18 protein-coding genes are annotated in these 18,207 nt (G+C 68.9%); 6 read left to right on the top strand and 12 right to left on the bottom strand.

Annotated elements, in window-relative coordinates:
* Positions 1–25: 25 nt before the first annotated feature.
* From ASC70_RS02055 to ASC70_RS02065, 3 genes are all read right to left on the bottom strand, one after another.
* Positions 26–1,069 carry an oxidoreductase gene (locus ASC70_RS02055; protein WP_056046004.1) on the bottom strand — a complete coding sequence of 348 codons (1,044 nt, stop codon included), beginning with the start codon at positions 1,067–1,069 and terminating at the stop codon, positions 26–28.
* 76 nt (positions 1,070–1,145) lie between these two features.
* A complete protein-coding gene (locus ASC70_RS02060) occupies positions 1,146–2,468 on the bottom strand; it encodes an MFS transporter (RefSeq protein ID WP_082539693.1) in 1,323 nt (440 codons plus the stop codon).
* Positions 2,469–2,561: 93 nt separating this feature from the next.
* On the bottom strand, positions 2,562–3,383 hold the full coding sequence (locus ASC70_RS02065) for a 2-keto-4-pentenoate hydratase (protein WP_056046007.1): 822 nt from the start codon (positions 3,381–3,383) through the stop codon (positions 2,562–2,564).
* Between the two features lie 196 nt (positions 3,384–3,579).
* Between ASC70_RS02065 and ASC70_RS02070 the strand changes: the two genes are divergently transcribed.
* Entirely contained in the window at positions 3,580–3,948 is a 369-nt protein-coding gene (locus tag ASC70_RS02070; protein WP_047411145.1) for a BlaI/MecI/CopY family transcriptional regulator, read from the top strand.
* A gap of 146 nt (positions 3,949–4,094) precedes the next feature.
* Here ASC70_RS02070 and otsA read toward each other — a convergent pair whose 3' ends face one another.
* From otsA to ASC70_RS02090, 4 genes are all read right to left on the bottom strand, one after another.
* Positions 4,095–5,585: an alpha,alpha-trehalose-phosphate synthase (UDP-forming) gene (otsA, locus tag ASC70_RS02075; protein WP_056046011.1), complete on the bottom strand. Its 1,491-nt coding sequence runs from the start codon at positions 5,583–5,585 to the stop codon at positions 4,095–4,097.
* Positions 5,582–6,373 carry a trehalose-phosphatase gene (gene otsB / locus ASC70_RS02080; protein ID WP_056046013.1) on the bottom strand — a complete coding sequence of 264 codons (792 nt, stop codon included), beginning with the start codon at positions 6,371–6,373 and terminating at the stop codon, positions 5,582–5,584. Before otsB ends, otsA begins: the two co-directional genes overlap by 4 nt.
* Positions 6,374–6,491: 118 nt before the next feature.
* On the bottom strand, positions 6,492–9,452 hold the full coding sequence (locus ASC70_RS02085) for a TonB-dependent receptor (RefSeq protein WP_156396096.1): 2,961 nt from the start codon (positions 9,450–9,452) through the stop codon (positions 6,492–6,494).
* 108 nt (positions 9,453–9,560) lie between these two features.
* Entirely contained in the window at positions 9,561–11,369 is a 1,809-nt protein-coding gene (locus ASC70_RS02090; protein ID WP_056046019.1) for a glycoside hydrolase family 15 protein, read from the bottom strand.
* 191 nt (positions 11,370–11,560) lie between these two features.
* Between ASC70_RS02090 and ASC70_RS02095 the strand changes: the two genes are divergently transcribed.
* From ASC70_RS02095 to ASC70_RS02115, 5 genes are all read left to right on the top strand, one after another.
* Positions 11,561–13,072 (top strand): murein L,D-transpeptidase, encoded by a 1,512-nt coding sequence (locus ASC70_RS02095; RefSeq protein WP_056046022.1) that lies wholly within the window; start codon positions 11,561–11,563, stop codon positions 13,070–13,072.
* Positions 13,073–13,145: 73 nt separating this feature from the next.
* Complete coding sequence (locus tag ASC70_RS02100; RefSeq protein ID WP_082539695.1) at positions 13,146–13,799, top strand: DUF882 domain-containing protein; 654 nt, start codon at positions 13,146–13,148, stop codon at positions 13,797–13,799.
* A gap of 14 nt (positions 13,800–13,813) precedes the next feature.
* The gene (locus ASC70_RS02105) at positions 13,814–14,161 is read left to right on the top strand and encodes a hypothetical protein (protein ID WP_056046024.1); all 348 of its coding nucleotides are present in this window, start codon (positions 13,814–13,816) and stop codon (positions 14,159–14,161) included.
* 89 nt (positions 14,162–14,250) lie between these two features.
* Positions 14,251–14,547: a hypothetical protein gene (locus ASC70_RS02110; protein ID WP_056046026.1), complete on the top strand. Its 297-nt coding sequence runs from the start codon at positions 14,251–14,253 to the stop codon at positions 14,545–14,547.
* Positions 14,548–14,653: 106 nt separating this feature from the next.
* Positions 14,654–15,052: a GFA family protein gene (locus ASC70_RS02115; protein WP_056046029.1), complete on the top strand. Its 399-nt coding sequence runs from the start codon at positions 14,654–14,656 to the stop codon at positions 15,050–15,052.
* A gap of 52 nt (positions 15,053–15,104) precedes the next feature.
* Here the strand turns inward: ASC70_RS02115 and ASC70_RS02120 are convergent, their stop codons facing one another.
* From ASC70_RS02120 to ASC70_RS02140, 5 genes are all read right to left on the bottom strand, one after another.
* Positions 15,105–16,145, bottom strand: coding sequence for a substrate-binding domain-containing protein (locus ASC70_RS02120; protein WP_056046031.1), 1,041 nt, complete (start codon positions 16,143–16,145; stop codon positions 15,105–15,107).
* A gap of 114 nt (positions 16,146–16,259) precedes the next feature.
* A complete protein-coding gene (arsC, locus tag ASC70_RS02125; protein ID WP_056046033.1) occupies positions 16,260–16,673 on the bottom strand; it encodes an arsenate reductase (glutaredoxin) in 414 nt (137 codons plus the stop codon).
* The gene (locus ASC70_RS02130) at positions 16,670–17,338 is read right to left on the bottom strand and encodes an MIP/aquaporin family protein (RefSeq protein WP_082539792.1); all 669 of its coding nucleotides are present in this window, start codon (positions 17,336–17,338) and stop codon (positions 16,670–16,672) included. Before ASC70_RS02130 ends, arsC begins: the two co-directional genes overlap by 4 nt.
* A complete protein-coding gene (locus ASC70_RS02135; RefSeq protein WP_056046035.1) occupies positions 17,335–17,664 on the bottom strand; it encodes a helix-turn-helix transcriptional regulator in 330 nt (109 codons plus the stop codon). Before ASC70_RS02135 ends, ASC70_RS02130 begins: the two co-directional genes overlap by 4 nt.
* A 38-nt stretch (positions 17,665–17,702) precedes the next feature.
* Positions 17,703–18,125: an Rrf2 family transcriptional regulator gene (locus ASC70_RS02140; protein WP_056046037.1), complete on the bottom strand. Its 423-nt coding sequence runs from the start codon at positions 18,123–18,125 to the stop codon at positions 17,703–17,705.
* Positions 18,126–18,207 lie beyond the last annotated feature (82 nt).

Below are 18,207 nucleotides of genomic sequence, written 5' to 3' on the forward strand. Positions count from 1 at the left end.
ACGCGGGCTACCCGGATTTGGAAGGCTAAACCGTCAGCTCCCGCCGCGCCTCCGAAGCCCTCCGGGCCAGTTCCAGCAGGTCCATCACCCGCAAACCCTCCTCGACCGGTACGGGTGAGGGCGCGCCGTGCAGGGTCGCCTCGCGCACGCCGGCGTAGAAGGCCCGGTAGTCGGCCGGTTCGGGCGAGACGTCGGCGTGGACCTGGGCGTCGTTCTCGACCGTGGTCAGCACGCCATGGCGGCTGTCGCGGCCCCAGCCGGGCGCGCCGGGGACCATGCCGGCCTTCAGCTGGGCCTCCTGCGGGTCGAGGCCGTGCTTGACGAAGCTGCCGCCGGTTCCGTGGACGGCCAGGCGCAGGTCCGAGGCGGCGGTCAGCAGGCTGCCGTGCAGGATCACCCGCAGGGTCGGATAGCGCAGCACGACGTGGAAGTAGTCGTCGGCCCCGGCGCCCGGACGCTGGACGCCGATGTCGGCGGTCACGGCCAAGGGCTCGCCGAACAGCACCAGCGCCTGGTCCAGCAGGTGAGGCCCCAGGTCCATCCAGGCGCCGGCGCCCGGTCCGGCCCGCTCGCGCCAGCGGTCGCGGACCACGGGGCGGAAGCGGTCGAAATGGCTCTCGAACTGGACGACCTCGCCCAGGGTCCCGTCGGCGATCAGGCGCTTCACGGTCAGGAAGTCGCTGTCCCAGCGGCGGTTGTGGAACACCGTCAGCAGCTTGCCCGCTGCCCGCGCCGTCTCGGCCATGGTCCGGGCCTCGGCGGCGCTGAGCGCGAAGGGCTTGTCGACCACGACGTGCTTGCCGGCGTTCAGCGCCGCGATCGCCTGGGGGGCGTGCAGGGCGTTGGGCGTGGCGATGACCACCAGGTCGATCGCGGGATCGGCCAGGGCTTCGGCCAGATCCGGGGCGACGCGGGCGTCGGGCAGGTCGGCGGCGACCTTGGCCGGGTCGCTGGACACCACGGCGCGCAGGGTCAGGCCCGGCGTCGCGACGATCAGCGGCGCGTGGAACGTCTTGCCGACATAGCCGTAGCCGACGAGGGCGACCTTGAGCGGGGAGGAGGCGGGCATGGTCGCGTTCTAAACGAAAAAGGCCGGGGATTTCTCCCCGGCCTTTCCGTGTCTCACGAAAGTGATCCTGTTGGCCCTAGAGCTTGGCGGGCTCCATCTTGGGCGAGAGCAGGTGGATGACGATCAGCGCGATCAGATAGGCCGAACCGGCGACGACGAAGATCGGGGTGTAGGTGCCGATGCTGTCGAGGACCTTGCCGATGTACTTCGAGAAGGCCATGCCGCCGAGCGCGCCCAGCATCCCGCCGATGCCCACCACCGAGCCGACGGCGGCGCGCGGGAACACGTCCGAGGGCAGGGTGTAGAGGTTGGCCGAGAAGCCCTGGTGGGCCGCCGTGGCGACGCCGATGATCAGCACGGCCACCCAGACGCTGTCGGCCTTGGCGGCGAACATCACGGGCACGGCCAGCAGGGCGCAGATCAGCATGGTGGTCTTGCGGGCGTTGTTGATGCTCCAGCCCTTCTTCATCAGGTTGGAGGACAGCCAGCCGCCGGCGACCGAACCGACGTCCGACAGCAGGTAGATGGCGATCAGCGGCGGACCGAAGGTCTTCAGGTCCAGGCCGTAGCGCTTGCCCAGGAAGTCGGGCAGCCAGAACAGGAACATCCACCAGATCGGATCGATCAGGAACTTGCCCAGGGCGAAGGCCCAGGTTTCGCGCTTGGTCAGCAGCTTGGACCAGCCGATCTTCTCGACCGGGTCGGCCGGATCCTGCTCGATATAGGCCAGCTCGGCGGCCGAGACGCGCTTCTGCTCGCGCGGGCGGCGATAGACCAGCAGCCAGATCGGCAGCCAGACCAGGCCGGCGACGCCAGTGACGATGAAGGCCATCTGCCAGCCGAAGGCCAGCACGATGCCGGGCACGACCAGGGGGGTGACGATGGCGCCGATGTTGGTGCCGGCGTTGAACAGGCCGGTGGCGAAGGCGCGTTCCTTCTTGGGGAACCACTCGGCCACGGCCTTGATGCCGCCCGGGAAGCCGCCGGCCTCGCCGACGCCCAGGCCCATGCGGGCGAAGGCGAAGCCGCCGAAGCCCCGCGCGGCGGCGTGGGCGATGTGCGCCACTTGCCAGATGAAGAAGGCGATGCCGAAGCCCCAGCGGGCCCCGATCTTGTCCATGATCCGGCCCCAGGCCATGTAGGCCACGGCGTAGGCCAGCTGAAAGTAGAAGACGAGATCCGCGTAATGCGTTTCGTCCCAGCCGAATTCCTTCGACAGGTCCGCCTTCAGAAGCCCGATCGTCTGACGATCGACATAGTTGATGACCATCGCCGCGAACAGCAGCGTGACGATCACCCACCGATACCGCCCGATCTTCTCGGACGGGGTGGGCGTCTGCGAAACGTCCATGGGCACGCCTTCCTTCCCCGAGAGCTCGCGCCCCTCCGGATTTTTCATCCGAATGAGGCGGCGACCGCTCCAATCAACAATGTTTAGAGCATGACCCCCGGCGAAACCGCCATACGATTTCGGGCGCCGCGCTCGCGTTCGTTATTTCGCCGGCACGGCGACGCAGTCCACGGTTCCGTACGGGCCGAAACTGATGTGGGCGACGTCGCCGGCGGCCACGTCGTGAATGCCCGTGGTCGCGCCGGTGGTGACGATCATGCCCTTCTTCAGCGGCTTGCCCCGCGCGGCCACGGTTCCCAGCAGGAAAGCCAGGGCGGCCAGCGGAGAGCCCGGAATGGTCGCGGCTGTCGCCGTGCCCACCGACTTGCCGTTGATGATGGTCTCGACCGGCATATCCTCCCAGGCGACGTCGCGCCAGTTGGAAATGGCCTGACCAATGATCTGACCATCGTTGTTGCCGAAGTCGGACGCCACGACGGTGGGGCCCAGGGCGTTGATGGTCTTCAGCGGGCTGCCCGCGATCTCGACGCCGACCAGCAGTTCGCCCACGTATTCGGCGGCTTCCTCGGCGGTCCATTCGGTCTTGTCGGCCGGGGCGTCCTTGCCCAGGCGGACGATGAATTCGGCCTCGACGGCGCAGAAGCCGCCGTCGATGGCGCGGAACGTGTTGGGCTCACCGGTCGAGGCTTGCTGGACCTTGGACTTGAAGATGCAGCCGGCCAGCCGCTCGGCGCCGAGGCGCTCGCGATGCTGCGGCGGCACCAGGCCGACCTTCCAGCCGACCAGCTCGTCGGGCCATAGATCGATGGCGATATCCTGCACCGCATAGCCCTCGGCCATGCTCGAGGGAATCACCCCGCCCGGATAGCCGGGGACGCTGACGCCCGCTTGACGAGCCTTGACGAACTGGGGGGCGATGGCCGCGGGGGTGAAAACCTCGCTGTCGGCCTCAGAAACGGTCACGCCGTAGATCCTCCCTCGATTTCGGCACGGGTCCCGCTTGGCGGGTGTTGTCACGTCTCTAGTGGAAACCGGTGTCATTGACAATGCGGCCGTGAACCGCGCCGCTTCGGGGCGACCGATCCGTGGTGACGGCCGGATGACTTGACACCCGTAATAGCGGGTATAGCGTCCCCCAAGAATTACGGATGTAAGCGTCATGCACATCACCGCCGCGGAAGCCCATGTCATGGAAGCGCTCTGGCGCCGCCAGCCGATGTCGGCCGACGACCTGGTCGCCGAGGTAGGGGCCTCGCAGGCCTGGGGCGAGGCCACGGTCAAGACGCTGATCAACCGCCTCCTGAAGAAGAAGGCGATCAAGTCCGAGCGCGCCGACGGCAAGCACGGCTATCGGCCGCTGATCGACCGCAGCGCCTATGTGCTGTCCGAGAGCCAGGGCCTGCTCGACCGCCTGTTCGAGGGTCAGCTGGCGCCGCTGATCAGCCACTTCGCCCAACACCGTCCGCTGAAGGCCGACGAGGTGGAGCGGCTGAAGAAGCTGATCGACGAGATGGGCGAGGGCCGCTGAGGGGGATGTTATCCCTCTCCCCTCGCGGGAGAGGGTGGCCCGAAGGGTCGGGTGAGGGGTCGCGCCGCCCTATCGGACAGGCCTTTCAACCCCTCATCCGTCAGCTTCGCTGACACCTTCTCCCGCAAGGGGAGAAGGGAGTTTCCCTAAGCCCGCATCGCCTTCGCTTCGGGACCCTGGGTCCGCAGGGCCTTGGCCGCCACGTCCAGCGAGCGCACGGGCGGCGGCTTGATTTCCGCGTCGTCCTCGCCGGGACCCGGCCGCGCGCGCAGGGCCGCCACGAAGTTGTCGCGCCAGGCGGTGACGTCCTCGCGCTCGACATTGTCGAACAAGGCCTCCCAGCGCCGCTTGCGCTCCTTCAGGCCCATCGACAGGGCCCGCTCGAGGGCGTCGGAGATTTCCTCGGGACTGTTGGGATTGATGATCAGGGCGTCGCGCATCTGCCGCGCCGCGCCGGCGAAGCGGGAGAGGATCAGCACGCCCGGATCTTCCGGGTCCTGGGCCGCGACATATTCCTTGGCCACCAGGTTCATGCCGTCGCGCAGCGGCGTGACCAGGGCGGCCTTGGCGGCCCGGTAGATCCCGGCCAGCTCGTCGCGCCGGTAGGAGCGATTGACGTAGCGGATCGGGGTGAAGTCCATCTCGGCATAGGCGCCGTTTATGCGGCCGATCAGGCCGTCCAGCCGTCCGCGCAGGTCCTGGTAGGCCTCGACCTCGTCACGTGACAGCGGCGCGATCTGCAGCAGCATCACCTTGCTGCGCAGGTCGGGATGGTCGTGCAGGAACCGCTCGAAGCCGACCAGCCGCTCTTCCAGCCCTTTTGAATAGTCGAGGCGGTCGACGCCGACGATCATCTTGCGGAAGACGCTGTGGGCCATCATCCGGTCGTAGACCTTGCGGGCGGTCTCGCCCTGGACGATCTCGGCGAAGTCCTTGGCGTCGACGCCGATCGGGAAGGCGGCCGCCTGGGTGCGCTGGCCGAACGCGACCAGCTCGCCGCGATCGTTCTTGGAGCCGTGCACTTCCGAGAACACGTAGCCTTCGAAGGCCTGCAGCGACTCCTCGGTCTGGAAGCCGATCAGGTCGTAGTGGAACAGGGCCTCCACCAGCGCCCGGTGGCGGGGCAGGGTGGTGACCAGCTGGTGGGCCGGCCAGGGGATGTGCAGGAAGAAGCCGATCCGGTTGGTCACGCCCATCCGCCGCAGCTCGCGGGCGACCGGGATCAGGTGGTAGTCGTGGACCCAGACGATGTCGTCGGGCTCGATCAGCGGCAGCAGGGTCTCGGCGAAGCGCTTGTTGACCCGGTCATAGCCCTCGCCGAACGAGCGGTCGTAGGCGGTCAGGTCGACGCGGTAGTGGAACAGCGGCCACAGCGTCTTGTTGGCGTAGCCGTTGTAGTACTCCTGGTAGTCGGTCTCCTCGAGGTCGACGGTGGCGACCGTCACGCCCTCGATCCGTTGCATGTTCAGCTGGCCGGTGAATTCCGGAATGGTCTTGCCGCTCCAGCCGAACCAGATGCCGGAGTATTCGCGCAGGGCCGCGGCCAGGGCCATGGCCAGGCCCCCGACGCTGCCTTCGCCGCCCTCGGCCGGGTTCGGCGGATTGACGCGGTTGGATACGACGATCAGCCGGCTCATGCGTGCACCCCGGCGCCCACGGGCGCGCAGAGCCCTTCCAGCCAGCGATAGACGGCCGCCGTGTCGGCGAGATGATAGCGGGCCTCGGTCGGCCGGATCTCGCCGACTAGCACGCCGAAGCCGCCCAGGCGCTTGACGGCGGCGAAGCCGTCCTCGTCGGTCAGGTCGTCGCCGACGAACACCGGCGTGGCCCCGGCGAACGGCGGCTCGCGCAGGAAGGCCCGCACCGCCGCGCCCTTGTCGGCGCCGGGCGTGCGCAGCTCGGCCACCATGTCGCCCAGCTGCAGGACGAGGCCGGTGGCCTGGGACAGGCGCTCGGCGGCCTCGATCACGGCCTCGGCGCAGGCGGGCGCGTTGCGGTAGTGCAGGGCGACGCTGAGGCCCTTGTCCTCGAACAGCAGGCCGTGTTCGCAATGGGCCAGTTCGCCCAGGATGCGGCGGGCGTCCTCGAGGCCGGCGTGGGGTTCGCGACTGGTGACCGCGCCGTCGGCGGTGCGGCGCACCAGGCCGTGCACGGCGGCGATCGCGGTCACGCCGCCGGAGAGGATGTGGTCCAGGTCAGGCAAGGCGCGGCCGCTGACCACCGCGACGCGGTCCTCGAAGACCTCGCGCAGACGGGCGATCAGCCGTGCGCGGCCGGGATCGGGGCCAACGTCGTCGGGGCGCGGCATGATCGGCGCGAGCGTGCCGTCGAGATCCAGGAACAGCGCCGATCGGCGCGGCAGGTCGAAGGGCGGGGGCGGAAGGTCGACAGACTCCGCCCGCGAGACCGGCTGTGCCGCGGTCATGGCGAGAACCCCCTCATCAGTAAGCAACATCCGCCAAAAACGCCGGACGGCCGGGTTCGATCCCGGGAAGCGCTCGAGTTCCCGGGATCGTGAGCGCCGATGAGGGCCCTGAATGGGTCTAGAACAGCAGCTTGCGGACGCTGAATTGCACCACCCGACCGCGTGGATCGAGGTAGTCGGGCTGGTAGGTCACCGGGATCGCGCCATTGGCGTCGCGCACCGTCTGCTGCTGGTCGAACAGGTTGTTGACCGACAAGCTCAGCCGCGTGCCGCGCAGGATCGGATGCTTCTGGACCAGCTCGCGTCGCACGCCCAGATCGGCGAACAGGCGCAGGTTGACGGTCGCCAGGTCCGAGAAGTCCAGATCGGTGGTCGCGCCGCCGACACCGGCGTTGACGTGGGTGCCGCTCTTCCAGTTGGCCGACAGGCGCGCGCCCAGGCCGTAGTGGGTGAGCCCCGCCTGGGCCTCGACCTCATGGCGGGGCTGGCCGCCGCCCGAGCCCAGCACGTCGCCGTTCAAGAGGTCCAGGGCCGGCAGGGCGTCGTCGATCGTCACCCGCTCGCGCAGATGGATGGTGTGGAACAGCGCCAGCTGCAGGCGGGTGGCGCGCGGATTGCCGCCGCCGCCCCGGCCGCCGAAGCCGCCGCGTCCGCCGCCGCCACCGCCGCCGAAGCCGCGCGCGCCCGGGCCGTCGCCGCGTCCGCCGCCGTCGAAGGCCGGGCGCGGGGGCTCTTCGCCCGTCGGCGGGTTCTGGCCCGTCTGCTGGGTCTGGGCGGTGGTGTCGGTCGTATCGGGCTGCGGCTGCGGCGGGCGGTTCGTGTCGTTGTCGCCGGTGTTGCGGGGCAGCAGCTCGGCGCCGGGCACGGTCGACTGTCCGGCTTGCCCACCGCCGCCGAAGCCGCCGCCCTGGCGGCCGCGCCAGCCGCCGGGCGGCGGCGGCGGGGTCTTGCCGATCTGGCGCGAGAAGTTCAGGCCCCAGCGGAACTGCTGGCTCTCGCGCTTGGCGAAGTTGACCGGGCGGGTGTCGACGCGAGTCAGATTGCCGTCGGCGTCGCGCGTGAACCGGTCGGGGAAGGCGGCCTCGACCGCCGCCGTGGCGGCCGGGAAGCCGGCGACGGGATTGTTGATCCGGATCCGCGTGTAGTTGGCGGTCAGCGACAGGCCGGTGATCTTCTCGGGCTTGTAGGTCGCGCCCAGCCTCAGGACGTTACGCTCCTCGGCCCTCAGGTCGGGATTGCCGCCGCTGATGCGAGTGACGTCGACGGTCTGGCCGCGCACATAGTCGAAGATCTGGGCGTTCGGCGTCGTGACCAGCGGATTGCCCAGCTGGGCGATGCTGGGGGCGTTCTCCTGGCGAGTGGCCGAGACGATGAAGCTGATCGGCTTGATGGGCGACCAGTTCAGGCCGCCGCCGATCGTGGTCAGGGTGCCGAAGTCCGAGACCTGGCGCACGGCCAGGTTCAGGTTGGTCGACAGGTCGCCGATCCCGGCCCGCACGCCCTTGCGGCGGCTGGCCAGCGGCAGGTCGAAGCTGACCTGGGCGTTGGCGTCGCCGCGCGACAGCTCGCTGTCGCTTTCCACGCCCGAACGCCGCGAGGTCGCCTCCAGGCGCGAGCCGTTCAGCCCGGCCTTGAACGTCGTCGACAGGTCGCCGGCCTTGAAGTGGGCCAGGGCGCCGTTGGCCACGAACTGCAGGTCGGCCGTGTCGCTGATCGAGCGGGCGCGGTCGGACAGCACCAGCTGGCCCGCCAATGGGGCGAAGGGGTTGAACGTCGGGTCGCGGGCCGCCAGGCGGGCGTTGACACCGGTCAGGTCGACGCCGCGGTCGGTCAGGGTGGTGTTGACCGCGTGGTCGTAGTTGCCGGTCAGCGACAGCCGCAGGGTTTCGGTGTCGCGGTTCAGGGTGAAGCCGGCGTGGCCGGACAGGGCCTTCGAGGTCTGGTCCAGCGGGGCCTGCTCGCCGAGATAGCGGAAGAGCGCCACGTCGCGGCCGAACGGCGAATAGGGATCGCCGGCGGGGATCAGCAGGCGCGCCCGGGCCGGGCCCAGCAGGGAGTCGCTCTGCGAGGCCGTCGCTCCCAGATTCAGGGTCGCCGAGACATTGTCCCAGATGTAGCGGTTGGTGACGCTGTTGATCGACACCTGGGTGGTCTTCGGCAGCAGGGTGCGGGTGTCGCCGAGGTCGCTGACATTGGCCCGGTTGGCGCCGGGCAGGAAGGCGGCCAGGTTCGGCGCGGCGCCGGCGGCCGAGCCGGGGACGGCGGCCACGGTGACCGGCGAACCGGCCAGGGCGCTGAGCGCCGGATCGATCTCGCCGCCGGTGGGCGAGGCGATGTTGCCGACGAAGTCGTAGACGCCGCTCTGGCCCCGGCTGATCAGGTCGCGATCGCCTTCCAGCAGCGAGTCGCTGTTCTGCAGCTTGATCGCCAGGTTGGTGCGGCCCTGGCGATTGAGGCGCAGCTGGCTGTAGTTGGCCTGTTCGCTGAGCTGGCCGCCGTCGGCGGAGCCGCCGACCGCGCCCTCGATCGTGCGAGCCCGGAAACGCTGGCGCAGCACGATGTTGACGACCTTCTGGTCGGCCGAATAGCCGTATTTGAGGGCCACTTCCTCGGGCAGGATCTCGACCCGCTGGATGGCCTCGGTCGGGAGGTCGCGGATCTCGCCCTGGCCCGAGATGCGGCGGCCGTTCAGCAGCACCACCGGATCGCCGCCCAGGCCGCTGGTGGTCTGCGGGGCCAGTTCGGTGAGCAGGTCCGTCATCGAGCTGACCCCGAACGAGCGGACGTCGGCGGCGCTCAGCGTCTCCTCGGGCGGGATGTCGCCCAGCACGGCGCCGAACGGCTTGCCGCTGGCGGTGATGGTGACGGCCTCGACCTCGGTGTCGAGATCTTCCGGCGTGACCGGCTTGGCGGCGTCCTGGGGCGCGCGGGCTTGCGCCGCCGCCGCGGCCTTCGGCGCGCGAGGGGGCGCTTGGGAGGGCGTTTGAGACGGGGAGACGGGCGGTTTGGCGTCCTGCGCGTGGGCGGCGCTCGTCGCGACGCAGCCCAGTACGCCGACCAAGGCCAGTTTGCGGCTCACCAAAGAGCTTCTCCGATTTTTGTGTGTCCCGGTTGGGCAGTTGCCTGCCGGTTGTAACGGTTAGATTTCAGAGTTTTCCCAAATCGCAACATCGGCCTCGGGCGGCGGTCAGCGCACCGAGCTCCAGGGCCGGCTCAGCAGCACCGCGCAGTTGATCAGGCCGACCAGGGAATAGGTCTGCGGGTAGTTGCCCCACAGCTCCCCGTCGGCGAAGCCGATGTCCTCCGAGAGCAGGCCCGCGCCGGTGCGCCGCGACAGCATGTCCTCGAACAGCGCGCGCGCTTCCTCCGAGCGGCCCGACAGGTGCAAGGCCTCGATCAGCCAGAAGGTGCAGATGTTGAACGCCGTCTGCGGCGAGCCGAAATCGTCGGGAATGGCGTAGCGCAGCAGGTAGGCCCCGCGCCGCAAGCCTTCCTCGATCGCCTTCAGCGTGGCGACGTTGCGCGGGTCGTCGGCGGCGTGGAAGCGCAGATCGACCAGCTGCAGTAGGCTGGCGTCCAGCGCGTCGCCCTCGAAGGTGGCGGAGAAGCGCCCCAGCTCCTCGTTCCAGGCCCGGTCCTCGATGGTCTTACGCACCTGGGCGGCGCGGCCGTTCCAGAAGGCGGCCTTGTCCTTGAGGCCCAGTTTCTCGGCGGCGTTGCCCAGGCGGTCGCAGGCGGCCCAGCACATGGCCGAGGAATAGGTGTGGACATTGGCCCGGCCGCGGAACTCCCACAGGCTGGCGTCGGGCTGATCGTGCATCCGATAGGCCTGCTCGCCGACGGGTTCCAGCGCCTCGAAGTCCTCGACCGTTGCTGGCCGCAGCAGGCGCTCGTCGAAGAAGGCCTGGACGGTCGACAGGATGATCTGGCCGTAGACGTCGTTCTGGATGTGCTCGAAGGCCTGGTTGCCGACCCGCACCGGCCCCATGCCGCGATAGCCGGGCAGGTCGGGGGCGAAGCGCTCGGTCAGCATCTCTTCGAAGCCGACCCCGAACAGCGGCTGGATGTGGCCGCCGGCCGCTCGGTCGACGATGTTGCGCAGATAGCCGAGATAGTTCTCCAGGATGTCGACCGCGCCCAGCCGGTTCAGGGCCTGGACCACGTAATAGGCGTCCCTGAGCCAACAGTAGCGGTAGTCCCAGTTGCGGCCGCTGTCGGCGTGTTCGGGGATCGAGGTGGTCAGGGCCGCCACGATCGCGCCGGTCTCCTCGTGCACGCACAGCTTCAGGGTGATGGCCGCGCGGATCACCGCCGTCTGCCAGTCCAGCGGGATGGCCAGGCCCCGCACCCAGTTCTTCCAATAGGCCTCGGTGTCGCGCAGCATCCGCTCGCAGGTCGGGCCCACGGGCGCGTCGAAACCCTCGTCCGGACCCAGATACATGGCGATCGGCTGCTCCAGCCGGAACGTCCGCTCCTCCAGGATATGTGAGACCGGCGCGTCGGTGGTCAGGCGCAGGGTCATGTCCGAGCACAGGTAGCGGATGTGGTTCGAGCCCGAGGTGTGCTCGGCGACCTTGGCGCCCCAGCCGGCCGTGGGCCGCAGGCGCAAGGTGACGCGCGCCACGCCGATGATCGGCCGGATCAGGCGGATATAGGCGGTGGGCCGAAAGATGCGGCCGAACTGCTGGTAGCGGGGGGCGAAGTCGAGGATCTCGATCCGCGCCCCGTCCTCGTCGGCGATCTCGGTGCGCAGGATCGGGGTGTTGCGCAGATAGCCCTGGCGGACCTCGGCGCTGCGGTCGACCTGGACCTCCCACAGGCCCTTGGCGTCCGGACCGGCGGGATCGGCGTTGTCCAGCAGGGCGCTGAACACCGGGTCGGAATCGACGCGCGGCGCGCAGCCCCAGACGAAGCGGCCGGCGGTGTCGATCAACGCGCTCACAGCGCAGTTGCCGATCGGGAAGAGGTCGAGCGACTTGTTCAAGCTTTTATCCATTGAAGGCCCCCGTAACCCGATCTGGGTGAAACCAACGGTGTGGCTTGCGGGTTCCTGTTCTCGAAAAACGTCTTCACGAAACACGGGGAAGGTTCGCCTTCCACGCTACTCGCGTTGACGGCAAGGGCCGGCGTCGGCCATTTGGATCCTTAACGCGGCCTGGCCGCGCGTGTGCGGCGGGCTGTTCGACGGTGATGCGAGTTTCGAGATCCTGCGGCGTCCTGGCGACGGCGCTGTGCCTTCTGTCCTTCGCGCCGGTCCAGGCCCAGTCGCAGCGTCCGCCGCTGGCCGGCGGCCGGCCGTTGCAGTCGGTTCCGCTGATCCAGGCGCCGCGCACGTCGATCTTCCAGCCGGACCTGTCCAGCGTGCAGCTGCGCGCCGACCAGGTGGAGGTGCTGCGCCGGGTGCTGGGCGACGCCTATACCCACGGCTTCGAACTGGGCGCCTTCGCGCCCGACCAGGCCGTCAGCCTCTATCTGAGCCGCGACCCGGCCGCCCGCGCCGCCGGCCAGAACCAGCTGATCGGCCTGACCCTGGCCTATGCCCGCGCCGTGCGCACGGGACGCCTGCCGGCCAGCGGCTTCATGAACGAGTGGGGCCTGCGCCCCGCGCCCTATGACCCGACGGCCGACTTCGTCCTGGCCGCGCAGCAGGACCGTTTGGCCGAGTGGCTGGACGGCCTGCCGCCGCCCTATACCGGCTATCAGACCCTGCGCACGGGCCTCGCCACCTATCGCGACATCGCCGCCCGGGGCGGTTGGGCGCCGCTGACGCCCGGCCCGGACCTGAAGGAGGGCGCGACGGGCGCTCGGGTCGTGGCGCTGGAGGCCCGCCTGGCCGCCGAGGACCCGACCATCGCCGTCGACGCCGCGCCGATCTTCGACGCCGCCCTGACCCAGGCCGTGCAGCGGGCCCAGAAGCGCTTCGGCCTCAATCCGAACGGCATCGTCGACAAGAAGACGCTGGACGCCCTGAACACGCCTGTCGAGCGGCGCATCGACCAGATCGTCGCCAACATGGAGCGCTGGCGCTGGCTGCCGCAGGTGCTGCCGGCCGACCGCATCCAGGTGAACGTCGCCGCCGCCATCCTGTCGGTGTTCCACCACGACACCCCGACCCTGACCATGCGCGCGGTCACCGGGCGGCCGGGCGACGAGACGCCGATGCTGTCGTCGATGATCCATTCCATCGTGCTGAACCCGCCGTGGAACGTGCCGTCCTCGATCGCCGCCAAGGAGCTGTGGCCCAAGGAGAAGGCCAGCCCGGGTTATCTGCGCCGCAACGACTTCATCGTCATCCCCACGGGCGACGGCGGCTCGCGGCTGCAGCAGAAGGCCGGCCCCAAGGCGGCCCTGGGCAAGCTGAAGTTCGATTTCGCCAACCCCTACGGCGTCTATCTGCACGACACGCCCAGCCGCGCCCGCTTCGACAGCTTCAGCCGTCTGGCCAGCCACGGCTGCGTGCGGCTGCAAAAGCCGATCGAGCTGGCCAAGGCGCTGATGGAGGACGACCCGCTCTGGACGCCCGAGAAGATCGACGAGACCCTGGCGTCGGGCGACACCGTGCGGGCCAAGCTGCCCCAGCAGATCGCGGTCTTCCTGCTGTACTGGACGGCCTATGTGACCCCTGACGGGCAGGTGAATTTCCGCCAGGACCCGTATGGCTGGGATCGCGAGCTGGTGCAGCGGATCGCCGCACTCTGACCCTGCTCAGCTTGCTTTCTTAATCTTCATGGGGTGTCCTTGCCGGCGTTTAGTGTCGGGTAAGGGCGTTTTCATGCATCGACGTAAGCTGCTCCAGTGGGGGCTGGGCGCTTTCGGGGCCGGACTTCTACCGCTCGCGGCGCGGGCCGACGACGACATCATCGGCGATATCCTGGAAGGGAAAATCCCCACGGCCGCTCCGGTTCCGCCGGCCGCGCCGCCGGTCGCCCTGCGGCCGACGCCTGTCGATCCGCCCTTGGTCAAGGCGGTGGTCGATCCGCGCTGGGTCCATCTGCACAACATCCACACCGGCGAAAAGCTTGAAGCGGTCTACTGGGAGAACGGCGCCTACGTTCCCGACGCCGTCCACGCCTTGAACAAGGTGCTGCGCGACTACCGCAACGACGAGGTCCACCCGATGAATCCGGGCCTCTATGACATCCTCGACCAGATCGCCAAGAAGACCGAGGCCAAGAGCCCGTTCCAGGTTATCTCCGGCTATCGCTCGCCGGCGACCAACAAGCTGTTGTCCGAACGCAGCGGCGAGGTCGCCAAGCGCAGCTTGCACATGGACGGCAAGGCCATGGACATCTATCTGGAGGACGTCGCGCTCGAACACGTAAGGGCCGCGGCGCTGGATCTCGGACGCGGCGGCGTGGGTTACTATCCCAGCAGCAAGTTCGTGCACGTCGACGTCGGTCCCGTCCGCAAGTGGTCGGGGACCTAATAGGGAAGAGTTAGATGAGCGAGCGTCGCGGCAATCCGTTCGGTTGGGTCATTCTTGGCTTCATCGTCGGGGTTCTGGCGACGTTCGGGACCATCCTGTTCCTGACCTCCAGCGGCGGCGGCTACGAGGACGGTCCGTCCGAGGTTCGCACCGCCGCCGACGACGCCGCGACCGCGGCCATGAGCGCCAAGTCGATCTCGTCCCAGCCAGCTCCGCACAAGATGGAGACCTCCGCGCCGATCGCCGAGGTTCCCGCGGCCGCCGCCCGCGCTGACCGCCCGGCCGCCCAGCCCCAGCCGCTGGACCCGCAAGTGGCCGACGACGCCGCCGCCGCCGGCATGACCTCGCGGGCGCGCCCCTAGGTCAGCGATCTCTCGGCGAAACAAATGAGGTCGCGCGCAACGCCGACCACGCCTTCGACGTCACCAGATCAGCGAAAAAGGAGCTCACGATGAGACGAGTCCTGCTGATCACGGCCGCGACCTTGCTGGCGACGGCCTGCTCACGCCAGACCAATCCCCAGCCCACGCCGGCCAGCCAAAGCGACAACGCCGCCGCTTCGGCTCCCAATGGCGTGGGATCCCAGCGGCAAGACGCCCAGAGGTCCGACGCCGCGGCCGGAGCGACAGCTCAGGGCGGCGCGCCGCCATCGGCGACGGGCGTCGAGCAGGCGGGGAACACGACCCAGAGCGCCACCAGCCGATCGAGCGCCGACCAGCAGGGCGTGACGGCCAGCCCTCCCCAATAGGCCGGCCCATCCGCGACAACCCGCCTCAGCCGTTCCCCACACCCTGCTGACACCAAGCTGGCGACAGGGGGGGCGCAGTTTCCTTGAGGGTTCAAGGAGATGCGTATTGACGATCAAGGGAAGTTGCTGCTGCGGCGGCGTCCGCTTCGAGCTGTTCGAGCCGCCGGCCATGATGGGGGCCTGCCACTGCTCGCGCTGCCGCAAGGCCGGCTCCAGCACCTATGTCTACGTCCGGACCGAAGCCTTCCACTGGCTGGCGGGCAGGGAGCTGCTGGTCCGTTACCAGCCCAAGCCGCCGATGACGTTCAGCCGCGCCTTCTGCCGGCGCTGCGGCACCTCGCTGGGCGACCCGGACGGGACGCGGGTGGTGGCCATCGCCGCCAACTGCCTGGACGATGATCCCGGCGTGCGGATGGACTTCCATGAATACGCGCCCGACAAGCCGCCCTGGGAGGAGATCTGCGACGACGCCAAGCCATACGGCCATGACGCCCCGTCGAAATGAAAAAGGCGGCGGCCGAAGCCACCGCCTTTCGAAGTCTTCCGCCTGAAGGCGCCTAGTCCTTCGGCATCGGCATGGGCGGCAGAGCGCCGGCCTTGCCCTTCATCGCCTGGTGCTGCGGCGGCGGCAGCGGGATCAGGCCGCGGCCTTGCAGATAGCCGCCGCGACCGGTGGCGGCGTCCGACACGAATTCGGTGACGAACTCCTTCAGGCCGGGGGTCACGCCGACCTGCGACTTCTTCACGTAGATGTAGAGCGAGCGCGACAGCGGATACTGGCCGCTGGCGATCGTCTGGGGCGAGGGCTTCACGCCGTTGACCGACGCGCCCTTGATGCGGGCGGCGTTCTCTTCCAGGAACGAGTAGCCGAACACGCCCAGGGCGTTCGGGGTCTTTTCGATCGTGCCGACGATGGCGTTGTCGTTCTCGCCCGCGTCGATCCAGCCGCCGTCGGTGCGCATCGGCGAGACGGTGGCCTTGAATTTCTTCTCGTCGTCGGCCTTCAGCTTGGCTAGGGTCGAAAGCTTGGCGGCCCCGCCTTCCATCGCCAGTTCGATGAAGGCGTCACGGGTGCCCGAGGTGGGCGGCGGGCCATAGGCCAGGATGCGGGCCTTGGGCAAGCCGGGGCCGACCTCGTTCCAGTTCTTGTAGGGCTGCTTGACCAATTGGCCGCCGCGCAGGGTCTGGTCGGCCAGGCCCAGGTACAGCTGCTCGAGCTTGAAGTTGAAGTCCGGGCCCTTCTTGTCGACCGCCACGACGATGCCGTCGAAGCCGATCTTGATCTCGACGATGTCCTTGACCCCGGCCTTCTGGCAGGCCTGGAATTCGGACTTCTTCATCGGGCGCGAGGCGTTGGCGATGTCGGGGAACTTCTCGCCCGCGCCGCCGCAGAACATCTTGATGCCGCCGCCGGTGCCCAGGCTCTCGACCTTGGGCGACTTCTTGCCGGTCTTCTTCGAATAGTTCTCGGCGACGCGCGTCGAGAACGGGAACACGGTCGAGGAGCCGGCCGCCCAGACATAGTCGCGGGCCGCGTAGGCGTTGTCGGCGACGGCGAGCAGGGCGACGGTCGCGACCGCGCCAATGAGCTTGTTCATGTCGTCAAATCCTGTGTCGTCCGGTGGACTTGGGGGAGCATGCCGGACCGATGACCGGGCTTTTGTCACAGTTTAACGACAGTTTTACGACGGTGTCCGTGTGCGGACGAAATGCTAGAGCTTGACGACCTCGCCGTCTTCCTTGGTGAAGCTTTCGGGGCGGTTCTCCAGCAGGTCGAGGACCTTCTCGGACGGCCGGGCCAGCGCCACGCCCTTGGGCGTCGCGACGATCGGGCGGTTTACCAGGATCGGGTGCTCGACCATGGCGTCGAGGATGGCGGCGTCGGTGACGTTCTCGTCCAGCAGGCCCAGCTCCTCGGCGGGCGTGCCTTTCTCGCGCATCAGCTCACGCACCGTCAGGCCAGACCGGGCGGCTAGGTCCAGCAGCTGCTCGCGGCTCCAGCCCTGCTTCACATATTCGACGATGGTCGGTGCGTAGCCGGCCGCCTCGACCATGGCCACGACGTTGCGCGAGGTGCCGCACTTGGGATTGTGGAAGATGGTGACGGGGAAGGGGGTGTCGGTCATGGGGTCTTGTCCGTCTTGAGAAGCCAGCCGAAGACGCCCGCCGCGAGCAGGGCCCCGACGAACTGGGCGAGGATGAAGGCCGGGGCGCAGGACGGCGCGATGCCGGCGAAGGTGTTCGACAGGCTCCGCGCCACCGTCACGGCCGGGTTGGCGAACGAGGTCGAGGCCGTGAACCAGTAGGCGGCGGTGATGTAGAGGCCAACCGCCATCGGCGTGGCCTCGGGCCGGAAGCGCACCGTCCCCAGGATCGTGGCGACCAGCCCGAAGGTCGCCACGACCTCGGCGAAGGCCTGGGAGCCTCCCGCCCGCAGTTTGGTGGAAAGCTGCAGGATCGGCTCGTTGAACATGGCGTGGGCGGCCCAGACGCCGAGCACCGCGCCGACGACCTGCACGACCGGATAGGCCAGGGCCAGGCGCCACGGCAAGTCCCGCCGCAGCGCCGCGACCAGGGTCACCGCGGGGTTGAAGTGGGCGCCGGAGATCGGGCCGAAGATCCAGATCAGCACGACCAGGGCCGCGCCCGTGGCCAGGGTGTTGCCCAGCAGGGCGATGGCGACGTTGCCGCCGGCCAGGCGCTCGCCCATGATCCCGGACCCGACCACCACGGCCAGCAGCATGGCCGTGCCCAGGCCTTCCGCGACCAGGCGGCGGCTCGGCGAACTCACGACGGGCACGCGAAGGCGGTGGTCGGCAGGCAGCCCTCGGGCGCGCCGGCGCAGCAGTCCTCGGCCAGGTAGGCGACGAGAGCGCTCATCGCCGCGTAGTCGGCCGCGTGCAGGATCGACCGGCCCTCGCGCCGCGAACGGGTCAAGCCCCCGCGCTCGAGAATGGCCAATTGGCTCGACAGGGTGCTGGGCGGGACCCCGGTCAGGCGGGCGATCTCGCCGGCGGGCAGGCCGTCGGCGCCGGCCTTGATCAGCAGGCGGAAGGCCGCGAGGCGCGCGGGGTGGGCCAGGGCCGATAAGCGGTCGATCGCCAGATTTATTTCCATATTTCTAGAATAATGGAAATGATGAAGCGCTGCAATGGCTACGAAGCCAGGGCCAGCAGTCTGCGCGCGGCGGCCTGGTCCGCGACGATGCGGTCCAGGGTCTGGGCGTCCAGCACGGCCAGGAAGGCGGCGGTGGCTTCGTTCAGGGTGCGAGGCAGGCCGCAGACCGGCGCGACCTTGCAACTGGCGCAGTCGACCAGCTGGAAGCCGTCCTCGGTCTGGCGCACCACATCGCCGATGCGGATCTCCGAGGCGGGCCGGCCCAGCCGCAGCCCGCCGCCGCGCCCGCGCTGGGCGGCCACGAAGCCGGCCTTTGACAGCTGCTGCACCACCTTCATCAGGTGGTCCTTGGAAATCCCGTAGGCGCGGGCGATCTCCTGGATCGAGACCGTCTGGCCGTCATGGGCGGCCAGGTGCAGCAGCACGCGGATGGCGTAGTCGGTGTAGCGGGTCAGGCGCATCGCAAGGGTCGCTTACAGGTCCGGATCGGCGGCGTCGAGCCGGGCCGGCTTAAACAGGTACTTAAGGAGCATCTTTTCTTGT

This window comes from Caulobacter sp. Root343 (genome assembly GCF_001425745.1).
GTDB lineage: Bacteria > Pseudomonadota > Alphaproteobacteria > Caulobacterales > Caulobacteraceae > Caulobacter.